15 protein-coding genes are annotated in these 12,650 nt (G+C 62.4%); 4 read left to right on the top strand and 11 right to left on the bottom strand.

What is annotated here, in order from left to right:
- Positions 1-9: 9 nt before the first annotated feature.
- The 7 genes from AB8B20_RS26100 to AB8B20_RS26070 form a co-directional block, all read right to left on the bottom strand.
- Positions 10-483 carry an anthrone oxygenase family protein gene (locus tag AB8B20_RS26100; protein WP_439073106.1) on the bottom strand — a complete coding sequence of 158 codons (474 nt, stop codon included), beginning with the start codon at positions 481-483 and terminating at the stop codon, positions 10-12.
- Between the two features lie 49 nt (positions 484-532).
- On the bottom strand, positions 533-1,732 hold the full coding sequence (locus AB8B20_RS26095) for a multidrug effflux MFS transporter (RefSeq protein ID WP_439073107.1): 1,200 nt from the start codon (positions 1,730-1,732) through the stop codon (positions 533-535).
- Between the two features lie 254 nt (positions 1,733-1,986).
- Positions 1,987-2,394: a VOC family protein gene (locus AB8B20_RS26090; RefSeq protein ID WP_068733526.1), complete on the bottom strand. Its 408-nt coding sequence runs from the start codon at positions 2,392-2,394 to the stop codon at positions 1,987-1,989.
- Positions 2,366-2,812 carry a DoxX family protein gene (locus AB8B20_RS26085; RefSeq protein WP_439074037.1) on the bottom strand — a complete coding sequence of 149 codons (447 nt, stop codon included), beginning with the start codon at positions 2,810-2,812 and terminating at the stop codon, positions 2,366-2,368. The genes AB8B20_RS26090 and AB8B20_RS26085 overlap by 29 nt, the downstream gene beginning before the upstream one ends.
- Positions 2,813-2,892: 80 nt before the next feature.
- Positions 2,893-4,206, bottom strand: a complete 1,314-nt coding sequence (locus tag AB8B20_RS26080; RefSeq protein WP_439073108.1) for an RNA polymerase sigma factor — start codon at positions 4,204-4,206, stop codon at positions 2,893-2,895.
- Positions 4,203-4,568 (bottom strand): YciI family protein, encoded by a 366-nt coding sequence (locus AB8B20_RS26075; protein ID WP_092139199.1) that lies wholly within the window; start codon positions 4,566-4,568, stop codon positions 4,203-4,205. The genes AB8B20_RS26080 and AB8B20_RS26075 overlap by 4 nt, the downstream gene beginning before the upstream one ends.
- Before the next feature lie 90 nt (positions 4,569-4,658).
- Positions 4,659-5,321 carry a TetR/AcrR family transcriptional regulator gene (locus AB8B20_RS26070; protein WP_439073109.1) on the bottom strand — a complete coding sequence of 221 codons (663 nt, stop codon included), beginning with the start codon at positions 5,319-5,321 and terminating at the stop codon, positions 4,659-4,661.
- Between the two features lie 99 nt (positions 5,322-5,420).
- Here AB8B20_RS26070 and AB8B20_RS26065 point away from each other — a divergent pair, with 99 nt between their 5' ends.
- Positions 5,421-6,071, top strand: a complete 651-nt coding sequence (locus tag AB8B20_RS26065; RefSeq protein WP_439073110.1) for a glutathione binding-like protein — start codon at positions 5,421-5,423, stop codon at positions 6,069-6,071.
- A gap of 125 nt (positions 6,072-6,196) precedes the next feature.
- On the opposite strand, the gene phnE (AB8B20_RS26060) is transcribed toward AB8B20_RS26065, so the two are convergent.
- The 4 genes from phnE (AB8B20_RS26060) to phnC form a co-directional block, all read right to left on the bottom strand.
- The gene (gene phnE / locus AB8B20_RS26060; protein ID WP_439073111.1) at positions 6,197-7,045 is read right to left on the bottom strand and encodes a phosphonate ABC transporter, permease protein PhnE; all 849 of its coding nucleotides are present in this window, start codon (positions 7,043-7,045) and stop codon (positions 6,197-6,199) included.
- A complete protein-coding gene (gene phnE / locus AB8B20_RS26055; RefSeq protein ID WP_089262015.1) occupies positions 7,042-7,926 on the bottom strand; it encodes a phosphonate ABC transporter, permease protein PhnE in 885 nt (294 codons plus the stop codon). The genes phnE (AB8B20_RS26060) and phnE (AB8B20_RS26055) overlap by 4 nt, the downstream gene beginning before the upstream one ends.
- Positions 7,927-8,006: 80 nt before the next feature.
- Entirely contained in the window at positions 8,007-8,945 is a 939-nt protein-coding gene (gene phnD, locus AB8B20_RS26050) for a phosphonate ABC transporter substrate-binding protein (RefSeq protein WP_175366406.1), read from the bottom strand.
- Positions 8,946-9,058: 113 nt separating this feature from the next.
- Positions 9,059-9,868 carry a phosphonate ABC transporter ATP-binding protein gene (gene phnC, locus AB8B20_RS26045; RefSeq protein WP_439073112.1) on the bottom strand — a complete coding sequence of 270 codons (810 nt, stop codon included), beginning with the start codon at positions 9,866-9,868 and terminating at the stop codon, positions 9,059-9,061.
- A gap of 224 nt (positions 9,869-10,092) precedes the next feature.
- Here phnC and AB8B20_RS26040 point away from each other — a divergent pair, with 224 nt between their 5' ends.
- The 3 genes from AB8B20_RS26040 to AB8B20_RS26030 are packed head-to-tail and all read left to right on the top strand — an operon-like array spanning position 10,093 to position 12,649.
- Positions 10,093-10,743, top strand: coding sequence for a chloramphenicol acetyltransferase (locus tag AB8B20_RS26040; RefSeq protein ID WP_089262021.1), 651 nt, complete (start codon positions 10,093-10,095; stop codon positions 10,741-10,743).
- Positions 10,740-11,927 carry an alpha-D-ribose 1-methylphosphonate 5-triphosphate diphosphatase gene (locus AB8B20_RS26035; protein WP_439073113.1) on the top strand — a complete coding sequence of 396 codons (1,188 nt, stop codon included), beginning with the start codon at positions 10,740-10,742 and terminating at the stop codon, positions 11,925-11,927. The genes AB8B20_RS26040 and AB8B20_RS26035 overlap by 4 nt, the downstream gene beginning before the upstream one ends.
- A 20-nt stretch (positions 11,928-11,947) precedes the next feature.
- The gene (locus tag AB8B20_RS26030; RefSeq protein ID WP_439073114.1) at positions 11,948-12,649 is read left to right on the top strand and encodes a DUF1045 domain-containing protein; all 702 of its coding nucleotides are present in this window, start codon (positions 11,948-11,950) and stop codon (positions 12,647-12,649) included.
- Position 12,650 lies beyond the last annotated feature (1 nt).

The following is a 12,650-nucleotide window of genomic DNA, read 5'->3' as shown; positions in this document are numbered from 1 at the left end:
AGGTCTGCACTAGAGAACGCGGAGCCCCAGCATAAAAAAGGCCAGCGCGCCGGTGGATGCCGCCGTGCGCACGTGGTTCCAGCCGGTCCAGACCGACAGATAGCGCGTCCACAGACTTGCAGTCTCGGCGCTGTCGGCGGGTGCGGCAGCGAGCGCGTCGTTCAGCGGCACGTTGAAGACAACGGTGACGAGGAAGGTACCGACGGTATAGAGCAGTGCACCCGTGACGAGATAGGGTGACGCCGGATGCGACCAGTTCAGCACCGCTATCACAGCGATGATGACGCTGAGCAGCACCGTGCCCATAAAAGCGGTGAGGAACAGCGGGCTGAGAATCGTGCTGTTGATCGACTGCATCGCGGCAATACCGGCCGGCGCTGGCAGCTTGCCGAGCGCGGTCATCACCGTGACCGAGAATACGAAGAACAGCCCCGCCATCAGGCCGGAGCCTATCGCTGCCGCAAATGTCAGGCCGAACGACATTCGTCCCATCCTCACCTCGACCCTGTCGGTGCTCAGCCTAGCAGTTTTACTACTCCGCGAGCTGCGGCGAAAGTTCGCGCGGGCGCAGCGTGGCGATACTGACGGCAAGCGCACCAACCGCCGTGCAGGCGATGGTCGCAACCATCGGCAGCGAGGTGCCGTCGAAGAACAGGCCTGAGATGGCGATCATCACGCCGCCACTGACCATCTGCAGCGTACCGCCCAAGGCGGAGGCGATGCCGGCGATGGGGCCGTGGTTCTCCAGCGACAGCACCATGGTCGACGGGATCACCAGACCGAGGAAGGCGAAGGACACGAACAGTAGCGGAATCAGTACGGCAAGGCTGGTGAAACCGGCCAGCGTGAGCGCCAGCAGCACGACTGCGAAAAACGCATAGGCCGACACCGCCGCCATCACCACGCGGCCCATGCCGAAGCGGCCACCGAGATAGCCCGCGAATTGCGAGGCGCCGATGAAGCCGATGGCATTGACCGAGAAGGCCAGGCTGTACTGCGTCGGCGTCAGGCCGTAGTGCCCGATATAGACAAAGGACGATGTCGCAAGAAACGCGAAGAAGCTCGCCATGCCGAGACCACCGATGAAGGTGAGCCCGAGAAAGTGCCAGTCGCGTAGCAGCGCGCCGAAGCTGCCGAGCACATTGCGCACGCTGCCCGAGATGCGCTCATGCGCGGGGCGCGTCTCCGGCAGCAGCGAGGCCACCAGCACAAGAGCAATGACGGCTGCGATGGTCGTTGCAACGAACACGGCGCGCCAGCCGAATGGCACGATCAGCGCGCTGCCGCCGAGCGGCGCGAGGATCGGTGATACCGAGAATACCAGCATGACCAACGCCATCAGCCTGGTCGCCTCAGGACCGGTGTGCAGATCCCTGATGATGGCACGCGGGATCACGCCCATGGCGGCGGCGCCGAGTCCCTGGACGAAACGGAACGCGATCAGCCACGCCACACCCGGTGCCAGCGCGCAACCGATCGAGCCGGCGATGAACAGCGTCAGACCCGCATAGAGCGGCGCCTTGCGGCCATAGACGTCGGACAGCGGGCCATAAGCGATCTGGCACAGGCCGAAAGCAATGAAGAACGCAATCAGCGTCATCTGCGTCGCCGAGGTCGTGGTGTGCAAATCGGCGGTGATCGCCGGCAGCGCCGGCAGATACATGTCGATGGCGAAGGGACCGACGGCGGAGAGCAGGCCGAGCACGACGGCGTTGCGGGTAAAGGCGGACATGGGATTTTCTTTTCTTGTTCAACGTGGCCGCGACGCATCTTCGATCGCTGATCGTGACACGCCGGCTGGGATGAGGAGCAAGGCACAGCCTCTCACAACACCAATGATCTGACGGGGCGCCTTGTAGCGGAAGCGAGCCCTACACGCCAATCAAGCGGTTGGCATCGTGCCCCGCCCCTCACCCGCCGCGAAGACGCGGCGACCTCTCCCCGCGCAGGTGCGGGGAGAGGTAAGAAAGCGGCGTACGCCTCACATCACTCCATCGCGCAGTTGATCATCCAGGGCGCACCGAATTTGTCGACACACATACCAAATCCCTTTGACCAGAACGTGGCGCCGAACGGCATCTTGATGGTGCCGCCCTCGGACAATGCCGCGAAGACCTTGGCGCCATCCGCAGGATCCTGGATCTGCAGACAGACCGACATGCCCTGCATCTTCTCAAAATAATCCGGCGGCGCGTCCGAGGCCATGATGACCTCGCCATCGACCGAGATCTGGCCATGCAGCACCTTCTTGGCCATCGACGGTGGCATCTGTTCCGCCGCGGGCGAGCCTTCCACATGCATGATGACGTCGATCTTGGCCCCGATTGCCTTCACATAGAAATTGAGGGCCTCTTCGCAATTGCCGTTATAGTGAAGATAGGGATTGACCTGCATCGCTCTTTCCTCCGGTTAAAAAACTCTGGTTTCGGATCGGGATCATCGCGCGCATGGCGGGATCGCGCAGGTACAGCCCACCCCATGCCATCACGCCGATGTAAAAGCCAAACAACAGATGCGTGAACAGCGGGCTGTCGACACGCAGATGCGTCGCCATCGCGCCGCCGAGAAGCCCGGTGAGCAGAATGGCGCCGAAAACGGACGTGCGTGGGATCGCGTACAGCAATGCGCAGAGCAGCGTGAGAACGCCAAGGCCGCGCGCCTGCGCCATACTGCCGCTATAGCCGAGCTGCTGCATGGTCTCGGTAACCTCCTTGATCGGCACCAGCTTGATCCCGCCATCCATCACAAGAAAGAGAATGACGAGGCCGCTGAGAATGCGGCCGATCCAGAGCGCGGTACGGAAAACGGGCATGAAATGGGTCCTGTGGTTCGAATAGAGAGTGCTGTCTCCAAGACGAACGGCATCGGCGTCATCCGACAGCGCCATAAAAACTATTTTGGAGCAGCCGCCTTGTTCTTCGCCTGATTCTTGGCCTTGTTCGCGACTTTCGGTCGCGGCTTGCTCTCCAGCATCAGCCGATCGAGATGCATCCGGATGTGATCGGCCTCCGCCGACGTATTGGCCAGCGCGATGGCGCGGTTGAAGCTTTCTCGCGCTTCGTCGTTGCGGCCGAGCTGCATCAGATAGGCGCCTTGCACGCCGAAAAAATGGAAATAGTTCGAGAGCTTTGCGGCCAATGGCGCGATCATCTCCAGCGCGGCTTCGGGACCGCGCACTTTCGAAACCGCCACCGAGCGGTTGAGCGTGATCACCGGCGACGGCTGCAGGATTTCCAGCGAGCCATAAAGCAACTCGATCTGCGCCCAGTCGGTGTCTTCCGGCTTGGCCGCGCGGGCATGCAACGCGGCAATGGCAGCCTGGATCTGATAGGCGCCGGTGCGGCGATGGCGCATCGCCTTGTCGATCAACGCCAAGCCTTCGGCGATCATCTTGCCGTTCCACAGCGTGCGGTCCTGATCGTCGAGCAACACCAGCGCGCCATTGGCATCGAAGCGCGCCGCCGAACGGGCATATTGCAGCAGCATGAGCGCTGCGAGGCCCATGATCTCCGGCTCAGCCGGAAACAGCTTGAGCAGCAGCCGTCCCAGCCGGATCGCCTCCTCGCATAATGGCGCGCGCAGATCGATGCTCTCGCCTGACGCCGAATAGCCCTCGTTGAAGATCAGATAGAGCATGGCGGCCACGGCAGCGAGACGTTCGCTGCGCTCCGGCGCGCCGGGCGTCTCGAACGGCACATTGGCCTTGGCGACGGCAGATTTGGCGCGGGTGATGCGCTGTTCCATCGCGGCATCCGAGACGAGGAACGCGCGGGCGATCTGCTTCACCGTCAGGCCCGAGACGATCCGCAGTGCCAGCGCAATCTGCTGCGTCGCCGGGAGCTGCGGGTGGCAGCAGATGAACAGCAACCGCAGGATATCGTCACGATAATGCGATCCATCGAGGCGCTCGGCGAGCTCGCTCTCGGCATCGTCCAGATCGGATATCGCGTGGTCGTCCTCCGGCAGCGGCTGCTGCTTCGCGCCGCGGCGGATATCGTCGATAGCCACATTGCGACCGACCATGATCAGCCAGGCGGCGGCATCGCGCGGCGGGCCATTTTGCGGCCAGGTCTTCAGCGCGCGCAGGCAGGCGTTCTGGAACGCCTCCTCCGCGGTGTCGAGGTTACGGAAATAGCGCAGCAACGCACCGAGCGCCTGGGGACGCGCCGAGGTCAGCGCCGCATCGATCCAGGCGACATCGGTCATGGCTGAAACGCTCCGTGAAATACGCCAATCGGCCGGATCTCATAGGCGCCGCCGGGATTGGCGCGGCCGAGATCCTGCGCAATCTCCAGCGCACCATCGAGATTCTCGGCCTCGACCACATAGAAGCCGAGCAGCTGCTCCTTGGTTTCGGCGAAGGGGCCATCCAGCACCACGGGCGGCTCGTCCTTGCGCAGCGTGGTCGCCGCAGTGGTCGGCAGCAGCCGCGCAACGGGACCGAGCCGGCCCTGCTGCGCGAGCTTGCCGTGCACAACGGCGAGCTTCGCCATCACGGCGTCGTCTTCGTCCTTCGACCAGCCGCCGACAACGGCTTCATCATGGTAGCAGAGGATGGCGTAAAGCATGGGGTCTCCTTAGATGAAAGACGGTCGACATCGTGCGATCCCGACAGGTTAGCGGAAATTATTGTTGGGAGCGCGGCGACGTGGAACACGTCATGCGGAGGACCGGCATAACAGGCCGACCGCCTTCTGCAGGAACGCCTCCAGCTCTGCGCGCGGAACACCGGCACGGGACCGGATCGAGAGCATATTCAGTATCGCAGACGCCATCTGCGACAGCGTGGGAACATCGATCGTCTCCGGCAATTCGCCGCGCGCGACGGCGGTCTTGAAACACCAGCCAAAGGCGTCATCGAGCTCGACAAAATTTTCGCGCATCATCGCGCCGATCTCCGGATCGGCGATAGCGTCGGACGCCACCGTCATGACAGCAAAACAGCCGCGCGGCGCGGTATCGCCTGTGGTGTAGATGTCGAGTGCCGCATCGAAGAACCGGCGCAGCCGCTCCCGGATGTCGATATCGGCCTTGAAGATCTCGATGACCCGGACGGTGTAGTCGTCGCGATAGCGCTGGTAGCTCTTGATATAGAGCGCGCGCTTGTCGCCGAAGGCGCCGTAGAGCGACGGCCGGTTCATGCCGGTCACTTCGCTGAGATCGTCCAGCGACGTCGCCGCATAACCGCCTTTGCGAAACAGCGCCAGCGCCTGCCCGATCGCCACATCGGGCTCATAGGCGCGTGGTCGGCCGCGGCGCTTCCGCTCGCTGGCCACCTCCGGCTTCGCCATCTCGACGGGCTTTTTCTTTTTTTGTACCATTTCGCATTAAATTCCTTGACCAGATTTATATTATGCGAGACGGTACGAAAATCAACCGGCGGACAGGTCGTAACAGTCCGCCATTTCAAGGAGGCTTCCATGGATCTGTATTTCTCCCCGATGGCCTGTTCGATGGCCACTCGCATCGCGCTGTATGAGGCCGAAGCCGGCGCCGATGCCCGGTTCTTCGAGGTCGATCCACTGAACAAGGAGGTGCGCAACGACGGTTCGGATTTCCGCGACGTGAATCCGCTCGGTCTGGTGCCGACGCTGCGCACCGACGATGGCGTCATCCTCACCGAGAATGCTGCGATCCTGCAGCATGTCGCCGACTGGTTTCCGCAGTCCCCCATCGCCGCGGGTTCGGGCATCGACCGCAGCCGGCTGCAGCAGTGGCTGTGTTTCATCGGCACGGAACTGCACAAGGGGCTGTTCGTCCCGTTGCTGGCCAAGAAGGCGCCCCCGGAGATGAAGGCCTATGCACTACAAAGCGGATTGTCGCGGCTGACCTATCTCGAAAACCATCTCACCGGACGCGACTTCCTGCTCGACAGGTTCAGCGTCGCCGACGCCTATCTTGTCACGGTGCTGAACTGGACGATGGTGTTGCCGGAGATCGATCTGAACAACTGGCCGGCGATCAAGGCCTATCACAAGCGCCTGCGCGAACGCCCGAGCATCGTGCGCGCGGTCACTGAAGAGTTCGAACTGTTCAAGGCCGAACAGGAGCGCCACAAGACGGCAGCGTGATCAACTAATCCACCCTGGATCTAACTAGAACTCGTCATGCCCGGCGCCATGCCGGGCATCCACGTCTTGGCCGCATACAAAGACGTGGATGGCCGGGACAAGCCCGGCCATGACAGAATGTGTTGTTAGGCCACCGCGCGGCGGCCGATAATGGCAAAGCGCAGTCGGCTGGAAATCCAGTCGATTGCCGCCACGGCGACCAGGATCATCAGGATCAGAAACGAGACCTTCTGCCATTCCAGCACGCGGATCTGCTCGGCGAGCTGAAGACCGATACCACCTGCGCCGACAATGCCGATAATGGTGGCGGAGCGGGTGTTGGACTCGATGAAATACAGCACCTGACCGGCAATCACCGGCAGCACCTGCGGGATCAGGCCGAAGCGAATTTCATGCAGCGCGCTGCCACCGGAGGCGCGGATCCCTTCGACCTGTTTCTTGTCGGCGGCTTCAATGGCTTCCGAAAACAATTTGCCGAAGGCGCCGAAATCCGAAATCGCGATAGCCAGCACGCCGGCAAACGGGCCGAGACCGACGACGTTGATCCAGACCAGCGCCCAGATCAGCGTATCGACACCGCGGATCGAATCCAGAAACCGCCTGACCGGAAAGCGCAGCCAGGCCGACGGAATGACGTTACGCGCGGCCAGCAGGCTGACCGGCAGCGCGAACACCGCGGCCAAAGTCGTGCCCAGCAAGGCGATCGACAGCGTCTCGCCCATCGCCTGCAGATAGGCAGGCAGCGACGAACCGGGATTCGGCGGGATCATCATCATGGTGATCCAGCCGAGTTCGCGCAGGCCGGTCCACATCCGCGCCGGCGAGAAATCGAGTTCATTGAGCCCAAAGATGAACAATGCCAGCGCCGCGACCAGGATGGCGGGCACACCGGCGCGCGACGCCATCGGGCGGTTGAAGACATCGGGATAGCGCCCGCGCAACGCGGGGGTATTGACGTCAGGCTGCCTGCTCATGATCTGGCTTCCTTGCCGAACAGACGGCCGCGCAGCCAGCCGGTGCCGATATCGATGATAAACACGGTAACGATGATCATCAGCAGAATCGCACTGACGTCGGAATAGTAGAACTTTCTGACAGCAACGACGAGTTCCTGGCCGATGCCGCCGGCGCCGACGAAGCCCATCACGGAGGCACCACGCACATTGATCTCGAAGCGCAGCAGCGTGTAGCTCGCAAATCCGGCCGCGACCTGCGGCAGCACCGCAAAGCGCATGCAGTCGATCCAGCCCGCTCCGGTCGAGCGAATTCCTTCCACCGGCTTCATGTCGATATTCTCGACGATCTCGCCATAGAGCTTGCCGAGCGCCCCAACGCAGTGGATCGCAATGGCCAACACGCCGGCCATCGGGCCAAGGCCAAAGGCGATGACGAAGATCAGCGCGAACACGATATCCGGCACGGTCCGGCAGAATTCCATGAAGCGGCGCACGGCAAAGCGCAGCGGCACTGAGGGCGCAGTGTTCTCGGCCGCGAGAAAATTGAGCCCGAAGGCCAGCACAGCACCGATCAGCGTGCCGACATAGCTGATCAGCACGGTCTCGCCGAGCAGCGACAGCCACTTCTTCCAGCCCCAGAACCATTCATTGACGTCGGTCCAGACCCGGGCGCCGGCCTCAAGCGTGAAGATACGATCGAAATAACTGCCGAAATTTCCGATCTTCTCCACAAAAGTCCTGAGATTGACCTCGGCGCCCAGCGCCGCGACGAACAGCGCTGCAAAGCAGGCCGCCACAACGAACAGCGTGCGCAACCGACGACGCGCCACCGCCTTGCGATAGGCGTCGTTCAGCACAGCGAGCTGCGGAGCTGGAAGGATGGAAACGGCGGCGGACATGATGTGCGGGCCTATCTGGGATCAAACACAGAAAAGGAGCCGGACCATTTCTGATCCGGCTCCCTTCAATCGTCTGGCGATCAGGACGCCTTCTTCTTGCGAAGCGCGTCCACGAACTTGATCAGGTCGATGGTCGCGTCCCAATCCTTGGTGGTCGCGGCGTGGAAGCCCTTCTTCTGGCCGTCCGACAGGCGATCAAAAGCCGCCTTGTCCTTGGTCGGTGCATCGACGAAGGCCTTGGCGATGGCGACCTTCAGCTCTTCCGGCAGGTCGGAGCTATAGGCATAGGGGCCGTTGATGATCGGGGCCGACTTGTGAATGATGCGGAAGTCTTCCTTCTTCATCGGCGTGCCGTCGGCATTCTTCAGCATGCCCTTGGTCAGCATCTGCTGCAGCGTCGAGTCGTTGTCGTTGGTCCACTGGTTGGCGGCGACATCCACCGTGCCCTGCGACAGCGCCAGCAGCGCATTTTCGTGGCTGCCGGTGAACACGACCTTGCTGAAATAGGTGTCGGCATCCGAGATGCCCATCTTGTCCAGCTCGAAGCGCGGCACGTTGTTGCCGGAGGTCGAATTCGGATCGACCAGACCGAGGTTCTTGCCCTTTAGATTATCGATGGTCTTGTAAGCGCTGTTCGCCTTGACGAAGAACACCGAGTAATAGCCCGTCGAGCCATCGATGTTGATGTCGTTGGCGAATGCATCGGTCTTGACGCCGGTGAGGCGCGCACGGGCGAACGAGGCCGAACCATAGCTGGCGATGTGGATGTTGCCGGAGCGCTGGCCTTCGATGACGGCTGCGTAGTCATTGGCGATGCGCAAATTGACCTTCACGCCGAGTTCTTTCGACAGATAGGCGACGAAGGGCGCCCAGCGCTCGGTGACGCCCGAGGCGTTTTCTGCCGGGATGATGGCGAAGGTCAGTTCCGGATACTTGGCCTTGTAGTCCTGAGCCGAAGCAGTGGTGGCGGCGAAAGCCAGCGCCGCGGCGCTGAGCAGAATGGAGCGACGGTTGATCATGACAGTCCCTGTTTTGATCTGAGGTGAAACGTTTTTTCTTGGTAGAAGGCGCGTCTATCGCGGCGATGGCATCGTTACGATGACGTCACCGCGATAATTTCAACGCACTGCAATCACGCAACGGCGGCAGCGCCGTATTCGGGAACGCGGACGGGCGCTGGCACATGCGCCGATCCCATTACCTCGTCGGCTTCGAGATCGTAGAGTTCGCGGGCAATATGTTCGGTGAGCGCGGAGGGCGCGCCATCGAACACGACGCGGCCGGCGGACATGCCGATCAGGCGATCGCAATAGGTCCGCGCCAGATCGAGCGAATGCAGGTTGCACATCACGGTGATGCCGAAGTGCTTGTTGATACGCAGCAGTGCATCCATGACGATGCGGGTATTGCGCGGATCCAATGATGCGATCGGCTCGTCCGCAAGTATGATGTCGGGCTGCTGCACGAGGGCGCGGGCAATGGCGACGCGCTGCTGCTGACCGCCGGAGAGCTGATCCGCGCGTTGCGAGGCGTATTGCGCCATGTCGAACCGCTCCAGCGCCGACATCGCCAGCGCACGGTCGTCCTCGGGCCACATCTGGGTCAGCGAGCGCCACTGCGGCATCTCGGCCAGGCGGCCCATCAGCACATTGGTCAGCACGTCGAGACGGCCGACGAGATTGAACTGCTGGAAGATCATTGCCGAGCGCGCGCGCCACTTGCGCAGATCGCGGCCCTTGAGCGCGGTGACATCCACGCCATCAAATACGATACGGCCTTCGGTCGGCTCGCACAGGCGATTGATCATGCGCAGCATGGTCGACTTGCCGGCACCGGAACGGCCGATCACGCCGACGAATGCGCCCGGCTTGATCTCGAACGACGCATTATCGACGGCAGCCTTGGCGCCGAAACGGCACGTCAGCTTATCCACCACCAGCATGAGGCACTCCAATGACAATAGACATCGCCACCGGTAACGCCCGCGTTTAACAATGATGTGACATGTGCCCTGCGCATACGGGTTATCGTCGTTGCGGGAAAAGGACGCCCGAATTCATGCTGATGTCACGACACCGTCACGAAACCGACCGAAGAGGTGCCCGCGCGCCAGCGCTCACTCTAATATATCACCCACCGATTCCTCTTCCGTCGCACGAGCGTCACATGGCCGGAAAACAACTCTCGCTCACGCCAGCGGTCGATCCCACCGCGAAACTCGTCGATACCGAGCTCGGCGCCTATACCGAAGTCGGCGCGCGCACGATCCTCAATGAAGTGACGATGGGCGACTATTCATATGTCGTGAATGACGGCCAGATCACCTACACGACGATCGGCAAGTTCTGCTCAATCGCGGCGATGATCCGGATCAATCCCGGCAATCACCCGATGCACCGGGCGACACAGGCGCACTTCACCTATCGCGCCAGTGCCTACTTCCCCGGCGAAAGCGACGACGCCGACTTCTTTGCCTGGCGACGCGAACATCATTGCACTATCGGCCACGATGTGTGGCTCGGCCATGGCGCCATCGTGCTGCCCGGCCGTAATATCGGCACCGGCGCGGTGATCGCCGCCGGGGCCATCGTGACCAAGGACGTCGCCCCCTATACGATCGTCGCCGGCAATCCGGCGCGGCCGGTGCGGCGACGATTTTCGGAAGCCGTGGAAGACGGGCTGATGGACCTCGCCTGGTGGAACTGGGACCACGAGATGCTACGACAGGCGCTACCGGATTTCCGCAAGCTCCCGGTCGAGGATTTCCTGAGCAAGTATAAAGGCGTCAAGGCGCCCAGGCAGATGGCGGTGACATGACTGGACTTTTCATCGACGGCGGACGCACTTTGCTCGGCCAGGACATCGCCGAGACTTCGCTGCAGATTGGGGATGGCGTGATTGCGGACATCGGATCAGATGCGCCCCATGGCGCGCTCGGCCTCGATGCCTCCGATCTGCTGGTGCTGCCGGGAATCGTCGACCTGCATGGCGACGCCTTCGAGCGGCAGTTGATGCCGCGCCCCGGCGTCGACTTCCCGGTCGATGTCGCCTTGATCGACAGCGACCGGCAGGCCATCGCCAATGGCATCACCACAGTGTTTCACGGCACCACGTGGTCTTGGGAGCCGGGCCTGCGCGGCGCGGAGAACGCTCGCAAGCTGCTGGATGCCATCGAGACGCTGCGGCCGAAGCTCGCCTCCGACACGCGCTTCCATCTGCGGCAGGAGACGTTCAATCTCGACGCCGAAGATGAGATCGTCGGCTGGCTGCAGGCCGGCCGCATCGATCTGCTCGCCTTCAACGATCATATGGACATCGCCGGCATCTCAAAGCCGGCAAAGCGCGCGCGGATGGTCGAACGTACCGGGCTCAGCAGCGATGCCTTCGATCAACTGGTCGAACGCGTGCTGTCGCGCGCCGATGAGGTGCCTGCCTCGATTGCCCGCCTCGCCAAAGCGGCGAGCGCTGCCGGCGTGCCGACGCTCTCGCATGATGACGCAACGCCTACGATGCGCGATGACTTCCGCAGGCTCGGCGTCAATATTGCGGAGTTCCCGATCAACGAAGAGACCGCGAAGGCCGCGGCGGCGGCCGGCGATTTCATCGTGTTCGGCGCACCCAATGTGGTGCGCGGCGGCAGCCATACCGGCTGGACCAAGGCGTCCGACATGATCGCCAAGGGCCTCTGCTCGGTGCTGGCGTCGGACTATTACTATCCCGCGCAATTGCTGGCCGCGTTCCGGCTGCTCCATGATGGCATTCTGTCGCTGCCGCAGGCCTGGGCGCTGATCTCGTCCGCACCGGCCAAGGCTGCCGGGCTCACCGACCGCGGCGAGATCGCGGGCGGGCGCCGCGCTGATTTGCTGCTCGTCGATGACAGCATCGCAATGCGTCCCCGCATCGTCGCCGTGATCGCACAGGGCAAGCTCGTGCATCTCACCGATGCCACGCGCCTGCAGCCGGCGCGTGCCATGCAACGCAAAGCTATTGCCGCGGCGTAACGCGGCTTTATGGTGCGGCCATGAGTGAATTCCCGCGTTACGCGATCTATTACGCCCCCGATGCCGACAGCGCCCTCTCCCGCTTCGGCGCTAAAATCCTCGGCTACGATCCCTTCACCGGCAATGACGTGCTGGTTCCCGGCGACCTCATCATGCAGGCGCCGGACTGGCCGGCTGTCATCAAGGATCCGCGCAAATACGGCTTTCACGCCACGCTGAAGGCACCATTTTCGCTGGCGGCGGAAGCCACCGAAGCCGACCTGATCGCAGCCTTCGATGACTTCGCGCGAATGCCCCGCGCCATCCCGGAAATCTCGCCTGTGGTTCGTATCATCAGCGGCTTCACGGCTGTGGTGCCGGATGCCCCCTCTGCTGAACTTTCCACACTGGCTCAGGCCTGCGTTGAGGGATTCGAGGTGTTCCGCGCACCGATGACGCCCAACGATCGCGCGCGCCGCAAACCGGAGAACCTGACGCCGCGGCAGGTCGAGCAGCTGGATCGTTTCGGCTATCCCTATGTGCGCGACGACTTCCGCTTTCACATGACACTGACCGGACGGCTTGCGCCCGAGCGCAGCACAGCGGTGCTGGCGATACTGCAGCAGCGGTTCGCGACACTTGATCTCACCTCAGTGCGGATCGACCGCATCGGCCTTTTCCGCCAGACATCTGCGACGTCGCGCTTCCAGGTGCTGCGTCACGCGCCGCTGACGGCGACTTGAT

The sequence above is a fragment of the Tardiphaga sp. 866_E4_N1_4 genome, from assembly GCF_052076075.1.
Classification (GTDB): domain Bacteria; phylum Pseudomonadota; class Alphaproteobacteria; order Rhizobiales; family Xanthobacteraceae; genus Tardiphaga; species Tardiphaga robiniae.
Note: the sequence above shows the minus strand (reverse complement) of the source record. Positions and strands in the feature narration are given on the sequence as shown.